We start from the raw sequence: 21,554 nt of genomic DNA, 5'->3' as shown, positions 1-21,554 counted from the left end.
TGAATCGTTTAAGCCGTGTCGCGACATTTTTCCACCCGCTTCGCCCGGCAAAATCAAACATCCCGGTCTACGCTCAGCCGTGCGTGACCAGGCCAGGGATCAAGGAGTCAGGCTGATCGCTCTCTTGTCTTTCAAACGCCGGGCATTGCGAGACCTATAAACCTGAAGGACGAGGAATTTATGGAAGTATTCATGGGCACCATCCAATCGTTCGCCTTTAACTTTGCACCCAGGGGTTGGGCGCTGTGCAACGGGCAAACCATCAGCATCGCTCAAAATTCGGCGCTGTTCTCCCTGCTTGGCGTCACCTATGGGGGTGACGGCCAGAACACCTTCGCGCTCCCCAACCTGCAGAGTCGCCTGCCAATGGGCATGGGCACTGGCTTGGGCCTGAGCCCGCGAACCATTGGCGAGGTCGCCGGCACCGAAAACGTCACCGCGACCGTCAACAACCTGCCCAATCACACTCACGAACTCGTCGGGGTCATCGCCTCGACCACGCTCCAACTGGCGAACCCGGCCAGCAACCCGGTGAATACGCCGACGCCCACCAACTCGTTCATCGGCACCTCGGGCACCGGGCCAGGTTCGGCGGCGATTTATTCCGATCAAGCGGGCGCTTCGCCGGTGCCACTGCAAGGCGTGACAACCACGGTCAGCGGAACGGTTTCCCCTACGGGTGGCAACATGCCGATGGCGATCATGAACCCTTTCCTGGCGATCAACTTCAGCATCGCCCTCGAAGGCCTCTTCCCCTCCCGCAATTAATCACCCGCTGGAGGGCGAAAGCCCTCCGGCCTTGGTGGAGTGTCGATATGCTTCAGCGCGTTCATAGCAGCCACTTTCAATTGCTGCTGGGCCAGACCCGAACCCTGACCCTGCCTGACGGCAGCAGCCTGCCGGTGCGATTCGAGCACCTGGAAGAAATACCACGGGCCAAGATGCCGAATGCCGAGCGAATTCCGTTCAACGTGGAGCTCAACAGCCTGCAAAGCACCGACTTCGTCGATGGTCTCTGCGCGATGGAGGTACCGGAGCTGGGTAGGCTCGAAGGGGTGTTCGTGTCGCGGGTACCGCCGATGGGGCGGGATCCGGCGCTGGGATATTTCTACATCGCGTTTAACTGATGGGATTCAGCTGAGTTTGTGGGAGCGTCTTTGCTCGCGATGGCACCCGTCCCACCCGCCCCCGTGGCGAGGGAGCTTGCTCCCGCTGGCCTGCGAAGCAGGCCTTCTGTACTTTTTTCATCGATTTATCTGAACTTGACCAGCAGAGCTGCAACTATCATTCCGGTGAAGGAAATGACCGTCATCGTCACCTTGATAATCAAAAGACGCTTCAAGGAGGGCGGGAAATTCTCGATATCAGCAGGGCTCACATCACCCATACGGATATATGCCCTTGGCCACACCACCATGCCGGCAATTGAAATGATCAATACGCAGCCTCCAAACCAGCCTCGACCTCGCCATGCGGGGCCCCAAAGATATATGTATCGGCTGTTTTTCAGGGCCTCCATCATTGCATCCAGATGCCGGTGACTTAGGTACAAGCTAAATACAAAACCAATAACCGTTAGCAAGGCTGGACCCACCATAATCCAGAATGCGAGCCAAGACTTCCAGAACTCAGCGGCAATCATGGCAAGGTCTTTTCATACAGTATTTCACCTCCTATTTCCCCCCCTTTACCACCAATTGTTGTACCTACCCACGCACCAGTTCCTATTACTACTGCTACGCAGACAACACCTCCAATTCCCGTTGAAACGCCAAGCGCCAAACAAATTGGACCGCTTGCTAACTTGCCTATCTCTCCACCTGCCCAACCACCAGCCACCGACACGCCGAATTTACCCCCTTCAGTAAACCTGACACGCTCACAAGCCTCCTCTGCCCCCCCATTGCACACAGTCTGAACCGCCAACACCGAAGACACCCCACCAATCCCAATACCAACATACCCACCCATCTGCATATATTTCGCAGCACGACTGGTCGCCTCCACATGCGTGGCGTACCCCGGTATCTGCCCCGGCGCGCCAGCCTTGTTCCAGTGATGAACCAGACTGCGATTCGAAATGCCGAGGGCAGTCTTCAGCTTGGGGTGGTCGCCCAGTGTCGTATGGCCGCGCAGGCGGGTGGAGTTCAGCAAGTGAGCATCCAATTGGGCGAGCAGGAGCCTGCGTTCGGTAAAGAATTGCGGTGATTTGAGATGGCCGTGCTGGCGATAGCTGTCCTGATGCAAGCGTTCCATGGCTTGCAAGGTATCGCGCAGGCTGGACAAGTGTTTTTCCATCACCACGGCGCTGACACCTAGCCAAGTCGAGGTCTGACCGGTGAAGCTGGCGATCTCGGCTGCGTGGCGGTGCATGAAATCGGCTTGTTCGGCCGTCAGGTCTTCGAGGGCGGCATTGACTGTTTCCGCTGCCGCCATCACCTGAGCTTCTTCGCGGGTGCATTGCAGATTGTTCGGGTCGCTCAGCACAATCATCGAACCGGCTTTTACAACATCGCGGTGAGGGTTCAACGCTCGGAATTTTCGCATCACCTGCGGGTCGGGCGCGGGGAATAACGTGGCTTCCAAGGCTTCACGGCTCACGCTTTTAGGGACGACGAAGAAGCCCGGTTCCTGAGGCTCCAGGCGGGTGGATGCTCCGAACGGCAGTTGGCTTGAGGGGGTGAAGCTCGAATGCCGCGGTGCAATCGACGCGTCCACGGCGTGTTGATAAGCCGGTTGAGCGGCGCGACTGGCTTGCGGTGCGACGTCCGATTTTCGGTAGGTAGCCCAGCGCACCGAGGGAATCAACTGCGCTTTGCAAGGACAGGTACTGTGACTGTCCAACGTGCCAGCCAGATGCTTGCCGTGGCTGACCATGTGCGCGATACCGCCCCTGATCTGATAGGTTTTCCCGTCCCGGCCACAGGAAACGTGATCACCCTCACGGGCATGCAGCAGGCCAAACATATTGACCCCGCTATTGCCGTCCAGCACCTTCCCGCCACAGGTGGTCTTGTCGCCCAGGCCTATGAAATAACCCTCCTTCATCGCACGTTCTCCATCACCACATCCGAGGACGGGGCTGAACCTCCGCAAGCGTGAGGACGGGTAAGAAATCCTCCGCCATCGGCACACCTTCACGGGTGAAGAGCAAGAAGCCCTCTTGGGGCGTGTTGATGATTTCATCGCCATTGCTGAGGCGACTGCCAACCAGGGCAATGTGACTGTTGGCTTCCCCTGCGGTGGTTACGATTTGCGCCGTTCGTCCATCGGCATAAACCACGAGGTCGCCCTTGCGCGCAGCGCATACTTGTTGACCGCTATCCAGCGTGAATACCATCCGCAGAGTCCCTTGTTGGACCACACCCCCGTCGCGAGTCTGGCTACCCTCGGTGGCGACGCGGTAAATGGCAGTGGGCGGATGGGCTTTGACGTATGCCCGTTGTTCATCGATGAACGACGACGGTTGTTGCTCCTTGAAATAGCAGTCGTCCATGTGACTTAGATATTCAGCGGATACTTCGTTGGTATAGCCGAGTTGCAAGGATGCGTGCATTTTCAAGGCTCCTACTCAGGGGTAGTCGTTCGCTTGTCCTCTGCCAAGCCGAACGAATTTCAGAGCCATGGATAAAACGTTGCATTACGGGCAAGACGCAATCCCAAAGGGTATGGATTTGGAACGATTAGGAAACGTCCTAGGCAAAAAACCGATTCTTCCTACGCTTCGGAGCGCTCCATCGCGGGCTGGCTCGGAAAGCGGGGTTCAGCGGCGCGGGTATCATGGGTACACCGCCTTCGCGAGCAGGCTCCTACCGGGATTTATAGTGCCTGCAAGATTTGCTCAGTTGCCTTTCGGATACCAGACCAACCGCTCCGCCGCCGGGTTGCGCTCTTGTACTTCGAAACCCAGGGCCAGGTAGTGCCGGCGGGCGTGGGGGTTGCTGGCCCAGACCACGGTCGCCACCGGGCAGCGGATCTGTTGCGCGGCTTTCTGCACCCCTTGCAGCACTGCCCGGCCATAGCCCTGGCCACGCGCTTGGGGAATGAAGGCCAGGTACAGCACGCGAATTTCATTGGGGCCGAAATCCGTGCTCAAGGCGCCAATCGCAGTGCCGAGTTTCTCCACGACGTAATGCATGGCATTGGGAAAGTTCTCCCCCAAGCCTTGCTCCTGCACCTGAAACTGCTGGGCAATCACCTGCCGGACTTGCTCATGCTCGCCGTCGATCCATTGCAAGTCCGGCCGCGCCGCCTGGTACAAGCCCTGCAGGAATGGACCATCGCTGACCCGCGATGGACGCACCACCAATCCTTCTGCCGTCACTGAATCCATGCTTGCTCCCTAGGCCTAGAATCCGCTTTCCCTGACCCCCAACGCCGCCAACCGACGCCAGGCCGCTCCCAACACCGACTCGCCCTTGCCCTGCAACACCGCCACGCCACGCAGCGGCTGCACCGGGGCGGAGGTGTCGTCCACTGCACTCAAGCGCACGCCGTATTGCGCCTGCACCGGCTCGGCCCGTTGCTGCGCATCGCGACGCACCGCAATCGGCCCGTGGTGGTCGGACGTCAACGCTTGCTGCTCGACCCAGGCCACGCCGTTGGTGTCGATTTCATTCAACTGCACGGCAATCGAAGGGTGCATCGGATCGTCGGCGATGAAGCGTCCGGTGGCACCGGGCTCGACCCGCCAAAGCTCGGCTTCGGTGAGATAGCCGCGCAGCCGCGAGTCGGTCTGCACCACCCGCGCCAGCGCCTGCGTCGGTGACAACCAGCGCCCTGCCGACAGCTGCGGCAACAAATCGCGCACCTGGCCGGCATGGGGTGCACGCAGCAACAGCCGTTCACGCTGGGCCACCAGGCCCCGGTATTCAGCCACAGCTTCGGCCAGTTGCTGCTCGACGATACCGGCATCGGCGGCGGTTTCACTGCGCCCTGCCTGACGGCGCATCTGCAACTGCTGGATCTGGATTTCCCGGCGCACGATGGCCAGGCGCGACGCCATGTCTGGCGACTCCAACTCAATCAACACATCGCCCTGGGCCACAGCCTGGCCGTCGCGCACATTCACCTGCTTGACCCGCGCCGCCACCGGCGCATGCAAGGCACTGGCACGCCCGGCCTCGAGCATGGCCGGCACTTCCACCGCACTGCGCCAGGGCAACAGCAACGCCAACAGCAGCGCCAGCAACACCAGGCCGCTCAGGAGCATCCGCCCGCCGTGGGCTTGCTCACGACGACTCCACCACTGCCGCCACTCATTCACGATGGGCATGAAAATGAACCACACCAATTCCACCATCATCAGAAAAATGCCCAGCACCTTGAAGAACAGGTGATAGACCGCCAGGGCAATGCCGAAAAACAACAACGCCCGCCACAGCCAGGCGCCATAGCCCCAGACCAGCAAACGGCGACGCATCTTCGGCGACCAGGGCTCCGGCGCCGCCGCGCCATAGCCGAACAGGGCTTCGCGCAGGCGCCAGCGACACAGGGCGAACGCACGCCCCTGCAGGTTATCCACCGCCCAGAAATCACTGAGCAGGAAGTACCCGTCGAAACGCATGAAGGGGTTCAGGTTGATGATCAACGTGGTGATCCAAGTGGCGCTGGCCAACATGAACGCCGCGGTGCGGGCCGGCCCGTCGGGCAGCAGCGACCAGGCCAGCAGCGCGATGCACGCCAGCAGCAGCTCGGCCAGGACCCCACCGGCACCAATCAGCAGCCGAGCACGGCGATCCTTGATCCGCCAGGCGTCGCTGACATCGGTATAGAACATCGGCAACAGCACCATGAACGCTACGCCCATGCTTTGCACCCGGCAGCCGGCACGCTTGGCCATGAAGGCATGGCCAAATTCGTGGCACAACTTGGCAAAGAGCAACGCTGCCCCGAACGCCAGCGCACCACCCAGGCTGAACAAATGCGGAAACGTCGCAACGAATCGCTGCCAATCCCGTGATACCAGGAAGATGCCGAGGCCCAGGGTCAGCGGCAGGCCATAGCGCAAGGCGCCGGGGCCGAACCGCGCCAACCAGGGCCAGGCGCGGTTGAGAAAGGCATCCGGGCGCCACAGCGGAATGCGAAAAAACAGGTATTGATGCAGCAAGATCTGCCACACGCTCTGGCGCTGCGCGGCGGTCTTGAACAGATAACTGTCCCGCTGTTGCGGGTCCATCGCGCTGATCAGGTCATGCCCGCGCAAGAAGCCCAGCAGCTGTTCCAGCGATTCGCCATTGAGCGGCAGGCCCGGCTCGCGGTTCGCAGCCGCCAGCACCTGTTGCGGATCGCCCAGGGACCAATGCCGCAACATGCGCATCGCCGCCGCGCCCAGCTTGAAATAGCGTCCGCGCACCGGATCGGCGAGCGTCCATTGCGGTGAGCCATCCGGGTCGGGGGCCGCCGCAGACAATTGCAGATCCGGCCTCAGGCTCGGCAGGTTCATGCTACAGGCCTACGCTCTGGCGCAGGCCGGCCAATGGCCGACGCAACAAGTACAGGGCCAGCGGCGCACGGTCGCCGAAGACCTTTGCCGTACCCCGCAGGCCGATGCGCGGCGCCGCGGCATCGAAACGCGCATCCAGTCGATAGGCCAGTTGGCCGGCGGCGGTGGGCTGCGCCTCGTAGGCCGAGCGCTCAAGCCGGGCCAGGTGTCGCTGCAACGGATCGCTGTCCAGAAACAACGCCACTTGTGCGCCTGGCTCCAAGGAAATCGCATCGCCCACTGCCAATTCGATGCGCAATTCGGCCTGGTTCGGATCGGCGATTTCCATCAGTCGCTCGCCGGTCTGCACGGGCTTGCCGAGCCAGCGTTCAGCATCGGCAAACACCGCGATGCCGTCGCGCTCGGCGCGCACTTCGCTGCGCTTGAGCAATTCAAGTGCATAGTCGCGTTCGGCACGTTTCTGTTCCACGCGGGCGGCGAGCAGGTCAATCTTCGAACTGGATTCAGCGTCGGCAAACGAGCGCTGGGAATTGGCCTTGAGTTCCGCCTCGGCCACGCCCAAGGCCCGCTCGGCCACATCGGCCTGGGCCTTGAGGGTGGTGCTTTCGAAGCGCAGCAACAGGTCGCCGCTCTTGACGGCCTGGTTAGGCTTGACCAGGAACTCGGCAATCACGCCATCCAACGGCGCCGCCACCACCTGCCCGCCCAGCGGCACCACTTCGGCCGGGGCCAACACAGACTGGCGCACCGGAATCAGCAAACCCAGCAGCAACACCGCCACCAGGGCGACCTGACGCTTGCGCGTCCAGCGCAGGCGCCACGGTTTGCGCGGTTGCAGCGCCAGCCAGGCATGGCTGTAGGTGTCGCCGAGCTGTGACAGCAGCACTTGCTCGGGAGGGGTCCAAGGCAGGTCGCGGGCCAGCCACAAGCCGCCGAACACCTGGCCCTGATGATCGATCAATGGCAGCCAGAACACTTGCCCGGCAGAAAGGCTTCGCCAATCCGCCTGGACCGATTCGCTCACCTCATCAGGGGGAATGACCCGCGCCTTGTCCAGAGATCCCTTCTTGAACAACTGCGCCACCGCTTGCTCGACAAACGCCACGAACGGCGCATTCGGCTCCACGGTACTGACGCCAGTCACGGCCTGGACCTTGCCGGCGATCAACAACGCGGCGTGGCGAAAGCCGAACAGCGCCTGGCCGTCATTGACCAGGCTGTAGCTCAATTGCGCAGGCGTCCGCGCCGCCCGGGTCTGGCGTTCGAGATCGAGAAAGCGGGCAAACACCTGCTCGGCGCTGCCCGTAACCGGCGCGTTCACTTCGACTCCGCGAAACGCGCCGTACCGCTCATGCCGGACAGCAAGCCGCTGGCATCCGGCACGCTCGCCACCAGCAGCAGGGTCTGGCTGCCCTCGTCGATGCGCGCGCCCAGGCGCTTGACCGTCGCTTGCAGCGGCTGGCCGGTTTCATCCGGAACGAAGGTAAAGGGCTGGCCGGGCTTGAGCTTGCCCATCCAACGCGAGGGGACCAACAGATGAATTTCCAGCGTGCGGTTGTCCACGACATCCAGCAACGGCGCGCCGGCCGCGACGCTTTCATAACGCTGGACCTTGCGCGCCACCACTTGTCCGTCGAACGGGGCGATGACGTTGCAACGCTTGACCTGCACCTGATAGACCTGGGACTGCGCCTGGGCCTCGCTGAGCCGGGCCTCGGCCCGCGACACCTCGAAACGCCCAACGGATTTCAACGCTGCGAGCTGGCGATTGTGGGCCAGTTCTTCACTGGCGCCTCGACTCGCCGCCTGGGCCGCATTGAGTTGGGCCTGATAGGCCGAGCAATCGAAGCGCGCCAGGGTGTCGCCCTTCTTGAACGACTCGCCCTCGCTGAACGGCAACTCGACAATCCTCCCGGCCAACTCGCTGGCCAACACCGCCTGGTCCCGCGCCCGAAGCACGCCACGCGCCTCGCTGCCCGACGCATTGGCCGAAATATCACTCCCCAGCAACGGATCATCGGAAGCCGGCGTCTGCGCCTGAACCCCGCAAGTTATAAAGGCCAATCCCACAACCCAACTACTCAAACGCCGCATGACCGCTACTCCCTGACGGATGGGCGGAGTCTACGACAGCGGTGTGGGGCGTCAAGGGGATCACGGAGGCGAAGGGAAATCTCTTGTTTCAAAATCGCGGAATAGGCATCAAGGATGCGCCTGATTATTTTCCGATATTAATTAGTAAAAATTCTTACAACAGATTAAGAGCCTCCACTCATTCACAACGGTGTTGGAGGATAGATTTTTTGGACGTGTACAGAGAAGTCTTATCTCGCAACAAAAATTGATAGCTGGAGCGAAGAATGAGTTTGACCTTCTACGCTGCATGCGCTCGACACTGGCTCGCCGGTAATGGAGGCTCATCCAGACAGCGGTTGACGTCATGACACGCTCAACTTAGGATGACCTTACTCAACCCCGTACGCAGAGGTTAAATTCTCTGGCTGTTGGGGTGAAAAAACCGGCTTAGGCCGGTTTTTTCGTTTTTGGGGGTTGAGTTTGCGTACTGCATTTTTTATTGATGGCTACAACCTGTTCTACGGACTGCTCGCCGACACACCTTACAAATGGCTGGATCTTCGCAGTCTGTTGACACACATCGCGCATATCGAAGACCCACGCAGCACAACTGCCTCAGTTGACTACTTCACCTCCTCGGTCAAACCTGCACTAGCGACCCGGGGTCGAGTATCAAAAGAAGCACAAGACACTTATATCAGGGCCCTGAAGACCACCCGTATCCGTGTCCATTACGGGCATCATCAACTTGAACCTGCCAAAGCTCCTCGCTTCGTTGATAGAAAGACGAAAGCTTCCCGCGAGGACAAAATCGACATCTGGAAGCTGGAGGAGAAAGACGACGAGCTTCAATCTCACCAATTCCCCGACCGAGTACCCACCCACAAAGCCCCTGCCATCAAGCCGGATTATTGGTAGCAATACCTAACCTCTACTCCACCAACCTCAACACCCCATCGCAATACACCACCTCACACCCCAGCCACCCCACATTCACATGCGGCAACACCGCCGAAGGTTTGCGCAATTCGCGCAGCAACGTCGAGCCATGGGACAGGCGCCCACCCATGCGCGCAATCACCGCCCGGGCGCTTTGATAGTGGGCGTGGCGGCCAGGGTCCAGGGTGTCTTCCAGCAGGATGTCTTTGCCCAAAATGCCCTGGGCCTGCCCCGGATAGATCAGGAAACCGCTCGCCTGCTCGGTGCCTTCACGACCGTCCTGCCAGAAGCTGCCGTCGCGGCTGCGGATGTCCGAATGCGGGGCGAACCAATGCGCCTGATCAGCGGCGGGCATGGCGTGGTGCAGCCGGAAAAAGATCCGCATCAGGTTGTCGCGATACCACTCGCGCACCTGCAAGTAGTAGCCGCGCAACCCCGGCAGGCCGGCGCCATGGGCCAGGCGAATCGCCAGGGGCCATTGTGGGAATGCCTGCAATGGCAGCGCGGTGGACGCCGGGCGGGGCGTGGCGGGATCGGTCTCCCACGGCAACCGATGAGGGCTGTGTTCCAGATTGTCATAGGCAGTCGGCGGTCGCCCCAACCAGTCGCCGCCGCTGCTGGCCAAGGCGCTGGCGATGCACAGGTTGCCCTGCACCACGAACACGTAGAAGCGGGTAAACCAGTCGGCCAGTTGCTGGCCGTCGGCACCTTGGTCAGTCAGTTCGTGCAGCTCTCGATCAAAACGTCGCAAGCCGTTATCCAGCGCCGACAAATGCCCCCGGGCGATGCGTTGCATGCGCAGGAACAACGGCAGCGATCGTAGCAGGCGCAGTGGCCGCCAAGGCAGGTGCGGTGTTGCGCCACCGACCTCGCCGGCGTAGCTGCTGGCGCTGATACCCCAATCGGCCAATCGGGCGAGAAACAGGTCGTTGTTGATATACGAAGCGCCGCCAAACACTGCCGTGAAGGGCTCGTTGTCCTGCAATACCCGCGGATCCCAACGCGCCATGATCGCTGGAATACTTGCCGCCGCGCGGCGCTGGGCGTACTCCACCAACACGCTGGGTCGCGGTGGCAGGATCTCGGCGATGTTGGCGGCGGTCAGGTGGCGGCGCCAACCGTAATCGCTGATCGGCCGGTACTGCAGCAGCCACAGTTGGGTGCCGTCCCAGGCCCATTCGACATCGCCGGGCACGTAGTGAAAGACACGCAGCACGCCTTGCAGAAAACGCCACAGCGCTTCGGCGGTCAGGCCGTGGGCGGGCTTGAACGTGCCACTGTTCCATGCCTCGCCGAGCCGGGAAATAACCGCGCGCTCGGGGCTCACCTTGCCATCGGCCAATGATTCCAGATGCCCTTCCACCCATTCCAATTCGACGGACAGGTGACGCACGAATGCGATCCCGGACAGCCGTGGCGTGATGAAGCGCTGCACCACCACTTCCTCGACACCCGCCGCGCTCAACTCGGCAATGCGCGCCGGCACGTTTTGGGTCGGTTCGCGCAGGTACGTAGTGCTCAAACCCGCATTTGCCGCATCGGCCTGATCCTCGCCGTAACTGGAGGAGCGCACCGCCCAGATAGCGTCCGGCTGGCCGTTCAGGAAACCCGGCAGACGAGCATCATCGCAAGCGTCGAGCGACAGCGCCGGCGGTACCGGCTGCCCGGCCAGTGTCGCCAGACGTAAACGGCCGCCCTTGGTATGCGCGACAAAACCACGCTCGCCAGACTCCAGCCACGCGGCAAATTCTGCCGGAGCATCAATCCACGGGTAATGGCCCCAGCCGGGCTTCAGGCAGATGGTCAGGTCGGCGCGGGCCAGAATGGCCGACCAGGCCGCCGCTTGGGCGACGCCCAGCACTTTGTCCTGATCGCCCCAGACCAATTCAACCGGGTCGCTGATCCATTCCAGCAACGGCAACGCCGTGTCGGCGCGCACCAGGTCCCAATGCGGCACAAAGGCCCGGCAGCGAGCATAGCCGGCGCCCATGCGCTGATACTGCGCGGGCGTCCAGGACTGGCTGGAGAACTTGCGGGCGAACAACGTCGGCTTGTTCGCCAGCAGCCAGTGAATGGTCTTGCGAATCGGCAGTGGCGACATCAATGCCGGCAGCCGCCGCTGCCACAAAAACGCGCCCACCGGCGCCAGCAATACGCTGCGGCAAAAGTGCCCCGGCTGGCGTTGCAAGGCATGCAGTACCAGCAAGGCGTTCACCCCGACCGCCATAATCGCGCTGCCCCGGACCGTCGCCGCCAGCAACGCCTGGGCGTAGGCCGCAAGGTCTTCGCAAGGCGCCTGGGGGTTGTTGCCAAAGCCGGGCAATTCCAAGGGCAGCACATCGTAGTGTTGGAAGTGTGGCAAGGCGTCGTCCCACCAATCGGCGGCGCTACCGTTGCCGGCCAGCAGGTACATCCGGGGTTTGCTCATGGACGGTCCTCAGGCCAGGTCGCGCAGTGCAGCGTCGAGGGTCGGATAACGGAACGTATAGCCGGCCTCGACGAGACGATTGGGCACCACGCGCTGGCCGTCGAAAAACAGCTGGGCCATTTCCCCGGCCAGGGCACGCACCGGCGCGGCAGGAATGTGGAACCACACCGGTCGCTTGAGCACCTTTGCGACGCTTTCGGCGAACAGTCCCTGGCTGACCGTCTCTGGCGCCACCAGGTTGTAGGTGCCGCTCAGGCTTTCGTCTTCGAAGGCCCTGGCAATCACTTGGATGACATCGTCGCGGTGCACCCAACTCATGATTTGCCGACCATCGCCCATCCGCCCGCCGAACCCCAGGCGAAACGGAATCAGCAACGGCAGCAACGCACCGCCCGGGCCGAACACCACGCCCAGGCGCATCACCACCTGCCGCACGCCCAGTTCCGTGGCGGGCCGCGCGGAGGCCTCCCAACACGCACAGAGTTCAGCCATGAAACCCTCGCCCCGGCTGGCACTTTCATCGAGGCTTTCGCTGGCGTCACGCACACCGTAAAAACCCACGGCCGAGGCCTGTATCCACAACGCAGGCTTGTGCCGGGCGTTCTTCAACCAGGTCATCAAGGCTTCGGTGGTATCGACCCGGCTGGCAATGAGTTGCGCCTGGCGCTTGGGGCTCCAACGCGGCCCGGCCACCGGAGCGCCCGCCAGGTTGATTACCACATCGAAGGTTTCGTCATGGCCCAGCCTGCCCAGCGAACGCAGGCATCGAGCGCGACCATCGAACAGATAAGCCGCTTTCAACGGATCGCGCGCCAGCACGCTGACCGTGTGCCCGGCGTCGAGGAGTTGATTGACCAGTGTTTCGCCGATGAATCCAGTGCCGCCGGTGACCAGCACACGCTTATAGGCACCGCCGGCAAACGGATTGGCGGGCGTGCCTTGTCGCTGCATGCGCAATGCGGCCAAACCGTCGCGAATCCCCGAGGCCGTGACGCCGATGGCGAACAAGGTCAGCAGCCAGCCACGCCAACCGAGGTCGATCGCGCCGAGACCGGTTGGCAAACTCGCCCACTGCGCCAATTGCACGCCGTACAACGCGAAGAACGCCCCACCGTTGACCGCCAGCACCGTGTGCATGATCCGCTCGATGGGCGGCAGTTTGCGGCTGCGGTCCTCGACCACGAAGTCCCAGAGCGTCAGGCAGATCTCCAGGGCGAACAGCAGCGCGATGACAACCGCCCATGTCCCCTCGAAGGATAGATGCGCAATGCCCAGGAACAGGATCCCGTAGAAGCATGAGCGCAAGGCGTGGATCGATAGCTCCAGCCGCGCACTGTGGCGATAGGGCAAGGCGACGGTGAGTTCGTGGTGATACAGAGTGTCCAGCGCACCGAGGATTGCCTGGGCGATCAGCAGGGCGATGGCCCAGTCCAGCAATGAAAAATCAGCCATGGTTGGATTCACTCGACACGTTGTCGGTCAGGGAGGGGCCGCGGTCGTGGCGACAGAGCCAGAACAGGGGCGGCAGTAAAACCAGCAAGGCAACGCTGTCGAACCACAGGTGCGACCAGACCCGTGCCTGGGCGGAAATCCACATGTCCTGGGGCGCCCACAGCAGAATGCCGACGATGAGCCAGCCCCACGGCATGGCGCTCCTCAATCGATTGCCAATGTGGACGAGGGCGAGCATGTACAGCGCGTAGCTTTGCAACGTGGCGCCGAACAAGGCCAGCCACCACACCTGTTGCGCGCGGGCCGTGGCGGGCACCGGCTCGGCGCCCCAGAAAGTCAGTTCGATGGTGTTCAAGTAGTCATCGAGCAAGCCGGATTGACCGACCCAGGCCAGCGTGAGGCCGGCGAGCAGGTGCATCACCGCCGCCGCGTACAACCAAACGACCAGGGCTTTGCGAAGGGGGCTGGGAGGGACTGGCATTCCGTGTCCTGAAGGCTTGCTGGAGGCGGCAAGTCTAAAGGGCTTTACTTCGCTGATGGGCAGGCAACGACAATTAAATTCAACAACGAGACCTGCTTCGCAGGCCAGCGGGAGCAAGCCCCCTCGCCACGGGTTCCAAGGGATCTCAAGAACGGCTCAACGCTGCATCCCCCAACGCTTCACCGTCACCCGCTCCAGGCTGTCGAACACCAGGTTCTCCACCAGCAAGCCAATCAGGATCACCACCGCCAACCCGGCAAAGACCTTGTCGGTGTAAAGCTCGTTGCGGTTCTGGAAGATGTACCAGCCCAAGCCGCCCTTGCCACTGGTGGCGCCAAACACCAGTTCGGCGGCAATCAGCGTGCGCCAGGCGAAGGCCCAGCCGATCTTCAGCCCTGCAAGGATTGACGGCAGCGCCGCCGGGATCAGGATGAACAGCACAAAGCGCAGGCCCTTGAGCCCGTAGTTGCGCCCGGCCATGCGCAGCGTTTCCGACACACCGAGAAACCCCGCATACATGTTCAACGCCAGTGCCCACAGCACCGAATGCACCAGCACGAAAATCAGACTGTTCTGCCCCAGGCCGAACCACAGCAGCGCCAACGGCAACAGGGCGATGGCCGGCAGCGGGTTGAACATCGACGTCAGGGTGCTGAGCAGGTCGCGGCCCAACTGCGTCGATACCGCCAGGGTGGTCAGGCCAAACGCCAGGACGATGCCCAGCAAATAGCCCTTGAGCAGCACCACCAGGGAAATCCACACCTTGCCCAACAGCTCGCCACTGAGCATTCCTTCGTACAAAGCGCTGGCGGTCTGCAAAAAGCTCGGCAGCAGCAGGTCGTTGTCCTGGTAGCGCGCCACGCTTTCCCACAGCACCGCCAGCACGATCAGGATCAGAGTTTTACGCAGCCAACCCTGTTGCCAGAGGCGCTGGCCCACGGGCAACTCCCGCTCCAGCGGCACGTGAGTCAGGGGTTGCAGGTCGACTTCGTATTCTTCGCGCACAGGCGATAACTGGCTCATCAAATGCTCCCCTTAATACGCGATACGGATATCGGCAAAACCCAGCTCACGCCCCGCGTCCGGCACCTGGCCTTGTTCGAACAGCAACGAATGAATACGCCGCGCCGTGTGCTGGAATCCCACGCCGCCGAGGCTGTGCAGATCGTATTGATGGCTATGGATTTGCGCCCGGACCCGTCCCGGGTGTGGCGACAACAGCAGGATGCGATTGCCCACCACCAGCGCTTCTTCGATGGAGTGGGTGACGAACAACAAGGTGAAACGCACCTCCTCCCAGAGCAACAGCAATTCCTCCTGCATCTTGCGTCGGGTCAGGGCATCGAGGGCGGCGAAGGGCTCGTCCATCAAGAGAATTTTCGGCTGCATCGCCAACGCCCGGGCAATCGCAACGCGGGCCTTCATGCCGCCGGACAAGGTGTGGGGATAGGCATCGGCAAACGCCGCCAGGCCGACCTTGTCGAGATAGTGCCGTGCGCGCTCCTCGGCCTCGCGACGCTTCAGCGTGCCCGACGCCAGCAGCGCGAACATCACGTTCTGCTTGACGGTTTTCCACGGCGGCAGTTGGTCGAATTCCTGGAACACCACGATCCGGTCCGGCCCCGGCGCGTTGACGGTTTGGCCTTGCAAGCGAATCTCGCCTTCGCACGGTGTGATGAAACCGCCAATGGCCTTGAGCAAGGTGGACTTGCCGCAGCCGGAAGGGCCGAGCAGCACAAAACGATCCGCCGGATCGACTTCGAAACTGACTCGGTGGGTGGCCCGCACCACACGCTGCGGGGTGCGGTACTCCAGGCTGACGTCATCTACCGACAACAATGCCGTGCCCGTGGAGGTAGGGTTGCTGGCCGCGTGGCCTTGCAGAAGCGCGTTCATGACAATCAGCTCCCCTGCAATGGTTTGGCGTCCTGGAAGAAATAGTCTTCCCACGATGCCGGTTTGTTCTTGATGGCGCCGACGCGGTAGAGGAATTCCGCCAGTGGATAAGTGTTTTTCGGGCTGACGGTGAATTCGATCTGCGGGTTGTCGATGATTTTCAGCAAGGTCGCCCGGTCGATCCTGGCCTTGGTCACCCGCAGGTAGGTATCTGCCGCCGCGCCCTTGTCCTTCTGGGCGAATTCGGCCGCTTCGGTCAGGGCCTCGACGAAGGCCTTGTACGTCTTCGGGTTCTCATCACGGAATTTCTCGGTGGCGAACAGCACCGTGGGTGAGTTCGGCCCAAGCACGTCGTAGGAGTTCAGTACCACGTGGACGTTGGGGTTTTGCAGGGCCTGGTCCTGGAACGGCGGGTTGGAAAAGTGCCCGGTCAACTCGGTGCCGCCGGCAATCAACGCGGCCGTGGCGTCCGGGTGCGGAACGGCCAGGGTGTATTTGTCGAGGCGATTGAAGTCCTTGTCGCCCCACTGCTTGGCGGCGGCGTATTGCAGGAAACGCGACTGCACGGAAACACCCACCGCCGGTACCGCGATACGGTCCTTCTCGGTAAAATCGGCGATGGTCTTGACGTTCGGGTTGTTGCTCAACAGGTAATAGGGAAAGTTGCCCAGCGAGGCCACGGCCTTGACGTTCTGCTTGCCGCGGGTGCGATCCCAGACCGTCAACAACGGCCCGACGCCAGCCCCGGCAATGTCGATGGAGCCTGACAGCAACGCATCGTTGACTGCCGCACCGCCGGACAGTTGAGTCCAGTCGACCTTGATGTCGATGCCCTCCTCCTTGCCGTGCTTCTCGATCAGTTGCTGGTCGCGCACCACGTTCAACAACAGGTAAACGATGCCGAACTGCTCGGCGATGCGAATCTCGCCCTCGGCGTGGGCGCTGGTGGGCGCGACCAGGCTGCCGGTCAGCAAACTGAACCCAAGGCCGAAGGCGGCGGCCAATGGTGCAAGAGCAATGCGTTTGGACATAGTGTTTCTCCGGGCTCTTTGCGCGAGGCGCAGCCGATCAGAAAGGGGCGTCGCCCTGGATGGTCGTGCGGTACAGCTTGCGGCGCAGATGGCTCGGGCAACCGGCAGCCAAGTGGATCAGCGAGCGGTTGTCCCAGAACACCAGGTCGTGGGGCTGCCATTGATGGCGGTAGATGTTCTCGGGCCGCACGCTGTGGGCATACAGCTCGGCCAGGATGGCGCGGCTCTCGTCCTCAGGCAGGCCAACGATGCGGGTGGTGAAACCCTCGCTGACGAACAACGCCTTGCGCCCGGTTTCCGGGTGCGTGCGGACGATCGGGTGCACGACCTCAGCGACCTGGGCCAGTTGTTCAGGTGTGAGCGTCGGGCGCCAGTTGCCTTCGAATTTGGTCTCGCTGTAGCGCGCCGTGTAGGAGTGCGCCGCCGAACGGCCTTCGATCGCTTTACGCAATGCGTCGGGCAAGCCGTCCAAGGCCTTGTGCATGTCGCCAAACAACGTGTCGCCGCCTTCGCTCGGCAGCTCTTGGGCGTGGAGCATCGAGCCTAGGCTGGGCAGCTCTTTATAGGAAAGGTCCGAATGCCAGAACTTGCCGGCATCGCCGAGGCCGATGGATTGGCCGTTTTCGATGATGTTGGACACGATGAGAATTTCCGGATGCCCGACCAGCAGGAACTGCTTGAGCACATGGATCTGCAGCACGCCAAAACGACGACTGAAAGCGATGTGCTGTTCAGGGCTGATACGTTGGTCACGGAACACCACCACGTGATGGTCGAGGTGGGCACGGTGGATGCGGGAAAAATCCTGGTCGTTGATGGGCCGGGACAAGTCCAGGCCGACGATCTCGGCGCCGACCGCATCGCTGAATGGACGGACTTCAAAAGACTGCGACGCAACGTCCGCAGTCGTTGAACTTGGAGAAAAAGAGACGGCTGGCATACATCACTCCCACGCACGGCGCGCTTCAACAGGCGCGCATTCGATCAAAACTCACGGGGTCACCGTGTGGGTTTGTGTCGTGCGGCGCGCCGATTGGTCGGCAGGTACGCAGGGGGATGACTTTAAAGGTATAAGAAAATTTATTTAAATACCGTTAGCGAATAACGATATGGCGTTTATTCAGACTGCAAAACTTAATGTGGCGAGGGAGCTTGCTCCCGCTGGGTCGCGCAGCGGTCCCAAAAGAAGTGATGAGCGCTGCTGCGCACTCAAGCGGGAGCAAGCCCCCGCCACAAAAAGCTATGCAGCCACAGAACAGCCCTTACCGCTCGTGCAACGCCTCGGACCGGGCCTTGATGATCGGCTTGAGCAGGTAGCTCAAGACGGTTTTCTTGCCGGTGATGATATCCACCGATGCCACCATCCCCGGGATGATCAGCAAGGGTTTTTCAGGCGTGCCCAGGTGGCTGCGTTCGGTGCGCAACTTGATGATGTAATAAGTGGTTTTCTTGTCTTCATCGGTGATCGTGTCGGCGCCGATCTGTTCCAGCTTGGCTTTCATCCCGCCGTAGATGGTGTAGTCATAGGCGGTGAATTTCACCGTGGCATCCTGGCCGGGGTGCAGGAAGGCGATGTCCTGGGGACGGATCTTCGCTTCCACCAGGAGGGTGTCGTCCAGCGGCACGATTTCCACCAGGTCACTCCCCGGCTGGATCACGCCGCCGATGGTGTTCACCAGCATTTTGTTGACAATGCCACGCACCGGCGAGGTCACCAAGGTACGGCTCACGCGGTCTTCCAGGGCCTTGCCGGTGGCCTGGGCCTTGTTCAGGTCGGTGCGCGCCTCATTGAGCTGGGTCAGGGCTTCGCTGCGGAATTTGCCGCGAGTCTCGTCGATCTTGCGCTGCACTTCCTTGATCGCCGATTCGGCACGGGGAATCGCCAGCGTCGTGGCGTCCAGTTGCCCACGGGTCTCGACTTCGGCACGCTTGAGCCGCAGCACTTCCACAGGCGACACCGCGCCTTGGGCCACCAGCGGTTCGGACATGTTGATTTCCTGGCGTTGCAGCGCCAGGCCGGAGCGGTACTGCGCCTGCTTGGACACAAACTCGCGCAGCTCCTGCTGACGCTGGATCAACTGCTCCTGCAAGCCGCCGATTTCATCGTGCAGTTGCTGGCGGCGGCTGATGTACAGCGACTCTTCGCTGGCGGCCTGGCCCGGTACGGCCTTGAGCACATCGGCGGGAAAATTCAGCGGTCGATCTTCAACTTCAGCGCTCAAGCGCTCGACCCGCAACAGCATCGACAGGCGATCCGCCTCGGTTTCGCCGACATTGGAGACAAACCGCGTATCGTCCAGGCGAATCAACGGCGCCCCGGCTTCGACGATTTGCCCCTCCTTGATGAACAGCTCAGCGACGATACCGCCTTCCAGGTTCTGGATTTTCTGGATCTTCGACGAGGGGATCGCCTTGCCGTCGCCCTTGGTCACTTCATCGACCACGGCGAAGTTGGCCCACAGTCCCAGGAAGACGAAGAAACCAATGATGCCCCAGATCGTCAGGCGCACCACCCGCGGGGCGTCCTCGATCAGTGCCTTGTTGACCTCGGGCAGTGGTTGGCCGTGCAGCGAGTCGGAGCCCTTGAAATAGCGGCCCACAGCGCCCCTGAATCCTGATTTAAGCAACACTGATCTGCCCCTTCTTCAACGCTTCCATCACGGCGGCTTTCGGGCCGTCGGCGAGGATCTGCCCACGGTCGACCACCAACAGGCGATCCACTAGCGACAGCAAGGATGCCCGGTGCGTCACCAACAGCACCGTCTTGTTTTCCACCACGGCGGCCAGGCGTTGTTTCAAGCGCTCTTCACCGGTGTTGTCCATGGCGCTGGTGGGTTCGTCCAGCAACAGAATGGGCGGGTTGAGGAGCAGCGCGCGAGCCAGGGCGACGTTCTGGCGCTGGCCGCCGGACAGATTCTGCCCGCGCTCACCGACTTGCAGCTCATAGCCCTGCGGATGCAGGCGGGCGAATTCATGCACGCCCGCCAGCTCGGCGGCCTGGAGCACCAGTTCGTCCTCGACGTAACGGGCGCCGGAGGTCAAGTTGTCCCGCAGGGTGCCGGCCAGCAACTGGATGTCCTGGGGCACGTAGCCAACGTTGTAGCGCAGCTCACTGACGTCGATCTGGCGAATATCCACACCGTCCACCAATAATGCGCCGTCGTCCGGCTGATACAGGCCCACCAGCAACTTGGCCAGGGAGCTTTTGCCCGAACCACTGCGACCGATGATGCCGATCTTTTCACCCGGCTTGATCACCAGGTTGATGTTCTTCAGCGCGGCGTTCTGCTGGTTCGGGTAGGTGAAATTCAACTGGCGGCATTCAATAGCGCCCTGCAGAACGTTGCGGCTCAGCGGGCGCTCGTCGAAATTGCGCTCCTGGGGCAGCTCCATCATCTGGTCGACCGATGTCATGGTCACCCGCGCCTGCTGGTAACGGGTCAGCAAGCCCGACAGCGAGGCCAATGGGCTCAGCGCACGTCCGCTGAGCATGTAGCAGGCGATCAGCCCGCCCATGCTCAGGTTGCCGGCGATGATCTGGTAGACGCCGAAGACGATCATGATCACCCCGGCCAATTGCTGGATCAGCAGCGTGATGTTCATCGCCAGGCCGGACAGCATTTTCACGCGCAGCTCGAGGCGGCTCAGGGTGCCGATGGTCTGCTCCCACTGATATTGACGCTCACTCTCGGCGTTGTTGACCTTCACCGCGTCCAGGCCAGCCAGGGTTTCGATCAGGCTGGACTGGCGTTCGGCGCCCAGGGCCATTGTCCGCTCCATGGTGGCGACCAACGGCTTCTGCAACGCATAGCCGATCAGCAAGGCAATCGGGAACGCCAACACCGGGATCCACACCAGGTGCCCGCCGAGGATCGCGATGACCATGAAGATCAGCAGGGTGAACGGCAGGTCGATCAGGCTGGTGAGGGTCAGCGAAGCGAGGAAGTCCCGCAGGCTCTGGAATTCATGGATGTTCTGGGCAAAGCTGCCGACCCGCGCCGGGCGGTATTTCATGGCCATGCCGACGATGCGCTCGAACAGCGTCGCCGAAATGATCAGGTCGGTTTTCTTGCCCGCCAGGTCCAGGCACAAACTGCGCAGCATCTTCAGGATCAGGTCGAACACATAGGCGCCGGTGATGCCGACGGCCAGTACCCACAAGGTCGATTCGGCCTGGTTCGGCACCACGCGGTCGTAGACGTTCATCACGAACAACGGCGCGGCCATGGCGATGATGTTGATCAACAGGCTGGCGGCAATGGCATCGGCATACAGCCAACGGGAGCGCTTGAGGGTGTCGCGAAACCACGAGCGCGCCCGGGGAATGAGCGTGCCGTGGTTAACGTCAAATTTATGCTGCGGTTGGGCGAAGAACACCTTGCCGCTGTAGTCGTCAGCCAGCAACTCGCGGCTGACTGTCACCTCACCGCCATCGCTTTCGCTGAGCAGCAGCCGCGCCTGGTCGTTATCGGCCCAGCCCAGCAGCACGGCGCTGCGACCTTCTTTGAGCAGCAACAACGCCGGCATGGCGATGGCGGGAATTTGCTCGAGCTTGCGCTGCAGCACCCGGCCTTGCAGACCGGCACGGGCCGCCGCGCGCGACAATAATTCGACGCTCAGCCGTTGCTTGGGCAACGGCAGGCCGGTGGTGAGCATCGCCGCGCTGGCAGGCTTCTGATGCAGCATGCAGAGCGCCAGCAAACCATCCAGCAGCGGGTCGTCGTGCAGCGTGCGCGGGTCATGAACTAGTTCGACTGGACTGACTTCTGATTCCACGCTCGGCACTCTGACTGATTAAAACGGGTG

Annotated in this window: 19 protein-coding genes; 3 read left to right on the top strand and 16 right to left on the bottom strand. The window is 61.7% G+C overall.

Annotated elements, in window-relative coordinates:
* Positions 1 to 180: 180 nt before the first annotated feature.
* Positions 181 to 768 carry a phage tail protein gene (locus VQ575_RS01140; RefSeq protein WP_039592589.1) on the top strand — a complete coding sequence of 196 codons (588 nt, stop codon included), beginning with the start codon at positions 181 to 183 and terminating at the stop codon, positions 766 to 768.
* Between the two features lie 47 nt (positions 769 to 815).
* Positions 816 to 1,127, top strand: a complete 312-nt coding sequence (locus tag VQ575_RS01135) for a DUF6916 family protein (protein ID WP_325918893.1) — start codon at positions 816 to 818, stop codon at positions 1,125 to 1,127.
* Between the two features lie 125 nt (positions 1,128 to 1,252).
* Here VQ575_RS01135 and VQ575_RS01130 read toward each other — a convergent pair whose 3' ends face one another.
* The 7 genes from VQ575_RS01130 to VQ575_RS01100 form a co-directional block, all read right to left on the bottom strand.
* Positions 1,253 to 1,642, bottom strand: coding sequence for a hypothetical protein (locus tag VQ575_RS01130; RefSeq protein WP_039592587.1), 390 nt, complete (start codon positions 1,640 to 1,642; stop codon positions 1,253 to 1,255).
* On the bottom strand, positions 1,639 to 3,048 hold the full coding sequence (locus tag VQ575_RS01125; RefSeq protein ID WP_325918892.1) for a PAAR domain-containing protein: 1,410 nt from the start codon (positions 3,046 to 3,048) through the stop codon (positions 1,639 to 1,641). Before VQ575_RS01125 ends, VQ575_RS01130 begins: the two co-directional genes overlap by 4 nt.
* 13 nt (positions 3,049 to 3,061) lie before the next feature.
* Positions 3,062 to 3,556, bottom strand: coding sequence for a PAAR domain-containing protein (locus VQ575_RS01120; RefSeq protein WP_325918890.1), 495 nt, complete (start codon positions 3,554 to 3,556; stop codon positions 3,062 to 3,064).
* Between the two features lie 285 nt (positions 3,557 to 3,841).
* Positions 3,842 to 4,333, bottom strand: a complete 492-nt coding sequence (locus tag VQ575_RS01115) for a GNAT family N-acetyltransferase (RefSeq protein WP_325918888.1) — start codon at positions 4,331 to 4,333, stop codon at positions 3,842 to 3,844.
* Between the two features lie 15 nt (positions 4,334 to 4,348).
* Positions 4,349 to 6,445, bottom strand: a complete 2,097-nt coding sequence (locus VQ575_RS01110; RefSeq protein WP_325918886.1) for a biotin/lipoyl-binding protein — start codon at positions 6,443 to 6,445, stop codon at positions 4,349 to 4,351.
* Between the two features lies 1 nt (position 6,446).
* Positions 6,447 to 7,766 (bottom strand): efflux RND transporter periplasmic adaptor subunit, encoded by a 1,320-nt coding sequence (locus VQ575_RS01105; protein ID WP_039594626.1) that lies wholly within the window; start codon positions 7,764 to 7,766, stop codon positions 6,447 to 6,449.
* Positions 7,763 to 8,539, bottom strand: coding sequence for an efflux RND transporter periplasmic adaptor subunit (locus tag VQ575_RS01100; protein WP_045154770.1), 777 nt, complete (start codon positions 8,537 to 8,539; stop codon positions 7,763 to 7,765). The genes VQ575_RS01105 and VQ575_RS01100 overlap by 4 nt, the downstream gene beginning before the upstream one ends.
* 462 nt (positions 8,540 to 9,001) lie before the next feature.
* On the opposite strand from VQ575_RS01100, the gene VQ575_RS01095 reads away from it, so the two are divergent.
* Entirely contained in the window at positions 9,002 to 9,439 is a 438-nt protein-coding gene (locus VQ575_RS01095; RefSeq protein ID WP_080942462.1) for a PIN domain-containing protein, read from the top strand.
* A 13-nt stretch (positions 9,440 to 9,452) separates the two neighbouring features.
* Here the strand turns inward: VQ575_RS01095 and VQ575_RS01090 are convergent, their stop codons facing one another.
* From VQ575_RS01090 to VQ575_RS01050, 9 genes are all read right to left on the bottom strand, one after another.
* Entirely contained in the window at positions 9,453 to 11,888 is a 2,436-nt protein-coding gene (locus tag VQ575_RS01090) for an alpha/beta hydrolase (protein WP_039594623.1), read from the bottom strand.
* A gap of 9 nt (positions 11,889 to 11,897) precedes the next feature.
* Positions 11,898 to 13,340, bottom strand: coding sequence for a TIGR01777 family oxidoreductase (locus VQ575_RS01085; RefSeq protein ID WP_039594622.1), 1,443 nt, complete (start codon positions 13,338 to 13,340; stop codon positions 11,898 to 11,900).
* Positions 13,333 to 13,821 carry a hypothetical protein gene (locus tag VQ575_RS01080; protein ID WP_039594621.1) on the bottom strand — a complete coding sequence of 163 codons (489 nt, stop codon included), beginning with the start codon at positions 13,819 to 13,821 and terminating at the stop codon, positions 13,333 to 13,335. The genes VQ575_RS01085 and VQ575_RS01080 overlap by 8 nt, the downstream gene beginning before the upstream one ends.
* Before the next feature lie 156 nt (positions 13,822 to 13,977).
* Positions 13,978 to 14,844, bottom strand: a complete 867-nt coding sequence (locus tag VQ575_RS01075; RefSeq protein WP_039594620.1) for an ABC transporter permease — start codon at positions 14,842 to 14,844, stop codon at positions 13,978 to 13,980.
* 12 nt (positions 14,845 to 14,856) lie between these two features.
* Positions 14,857 to 15,717, bottom strand: a complete 861-nt coding sequence (locus VQ575_RS01070) for an ABC transporter ATP-binding protein (RefSeq protein WP_045154768.1) — start codon at positions 15,715 to 15,717, stop codon at positions 14,857 to 14,859.
* A 5-nt stretch (positions 15,718 to 15,722) separates the two neighbouring features.
* On the bottom strand, positions 15,723 to 16,748 hold the full coding sequence (locus VQ575_RS01065; protein ID WP_039594618.1) for an ABC transporter substrate-binding protein: 1,026 nt from the start codon (positions 16,746 to 16,748) through the stop codon (positions 15,723 to 15,725).
* A gap of 37 nt (positions 16,749 to 16,785) precedes the next feature.
* A complete protein-coding gene (locus VQ575_RS01060) occupies positions 16,786 to 17,688 on the bottom strand; it encodes a TauD/TfdA dioxygenase family protein (RefSeq protein WP_039594617.1) in 903 nt (300 codons plus the stop codon).
* Between the two features lie 322 nt (positions 17,689 to 18,010).
* Positions 18,011 to 19,378 (bottom strand): HlyD family type I secretion periplasmic adaptor subunit, encoded by a 1,368-nt coding sequence (locus VQ575_RS01055; RefSeq protein ID WP_039594616.1) that lies wholly within the window; start codon positions 19,376 to 19,378, stop codon positions 18,011 to 18,013.
* Positions 19,368 to 21,524, bottom strand: a complete 2,157-nt coding sequence (locus VQ575_RS01050) for a type I secretion system permease/ATPase (protein WP_039594631.1) — start codon at positions 21,522 to 21,524, stop codon at positions 19,368 to 19,370. Before VQ575_RS01050 ends, VQ575_RS01055 begins: the two co-directional genes overlap by 11 nt.
* Positions 21,525 to 21,554 lie beyond the last annotated feature (30 nt).

This window comes from Pseudomonas frederiksbergensis (assembly GCF_035751725.1).
In the GTDB taxonomy this organism is placed as follows: Bacteria; Pseudomonadota; Gammaproteobacteria; order Pseudomonadales; family Pseudomonadaceae; genus Aquipseudomonas; species Aquipseudomonas frederiksbergensis_A.
Note: the sequence above shows the minus strand (reverse complement) of the source record. Positions and strands in the feature narration are given on the sequence as shown.

Excerpts from the sequence above, each read along its gene's own strand:
- VQ575_RS01065 (WP_039594618.1), bottom strand. The coding sequence starts at position 16,748 with ATGTCCAAACGCATTGCTCTTGCACCATTGGCCGCCGCCTTCGGCCTT.
- VQ575_RS01135 (WP_325918893.1), top strand. The coding sequence starts at position 816 with ATGCTTCAGCGCGTTCATAGCAGCCACTTTCAATTGCTGCTGGGCCAG.
- VQ575_RS01125 (WP_325918892.1), bottom strand. The coding sequence starts at position 3,048 with ATGAAGGAGGGTTATTTCATAGGCCTGGGCGACAAGACCACCTGTGGC.
- VQ575_RS01080 (WP_039594621.1), bottom strand. The coding sequence starts at position 13,821 with ATGCCAGTCCCTCCCAGCCCCCTTCGCAAAGCCCTGGTCGTTTGGTTG.
- VQ575_RS01130 (WP_039592587.1), bottom strand. The coding sequence starts at position 1,642 with ATGATTGCCGCTGAGTTCTGGAAGTCTTGGCTCGCATTCTGGATTATG.
- VQ575_RS01110 (WP_325918886.1), bottom strand. The coding sequence starts at position 6,445 with ATGAACCTGCCGAGCCTGAGGCCGGATCTGCAATTGTCTGCGGCGGCC.
- VQ575_RS01115 (WP_325918888.1), bottom strand. The coding sequence starts at position 4,333 with ATGGATTCAGTGACGGCAGAAGGATTGGTGGTGCGTCCATCGCGGGTC.
- VQ575_RS01060 (WP_039594617.1), bottom strand. The coding sequence starts at position 17,688 with ATGCCAGCCGTCTCTTTTTCTCCAAGTTCAACGACTGCGGACGTTGCG.
- VQ575_RS01140 (WP_039592589.1), top strand. The coding sequence starts at position 181 with ATGGAAGTATTCATGGGCACCATCCAATCGTTCGCCTTTAACTTTGCA.
- VQ575_RS01085 (WP_039594622.1), bottom strand. The coding sequence starts at position 13,340 with ATGGCTGATTTTTCATTGCTGGACTGGGCCATCGCCCTGCTGATCGCC.
- VQ575_RS01090 (WP_039594623.1), bottom strand. The coding sequence starts at position 11,888 with ATGAGCAAACCCCGGATGTACCTGCTGGCCGGCAACGGTAGCGCCGCC.
- VQ575_RS01070 (WP_045154768.1), bottom strand. The coding sequence starts at position 15,717 with ATGAACGCGCTTCTGCAAGGCCACGCGGCCAGCAACCCTACCTCCACG.
- VQ575_RS01100 (WP_045154770.1), bottom strand. The coding sequence starts at position 8,539 with ATGCGGCGTTTGAGTAGTTGGGTTGTGGGATTGGCCTTTATAACTTGC.
- VQ575_RS01075 (WP_039594620.1), bottom strand. The coding sequence starts at position 14,844 with ATGAGCCAGTTATCGCCTGTGCGCGAAGAATACGAAGTCGACCTGCAA.
- VQ575_RS01120 (WP_325918890.1), bottom strand. The coding sequence starts at position 3,556 with ATGCACGCATCCTTGCAACTCGGCTATACCAACGAAGTATCCGCTGAA.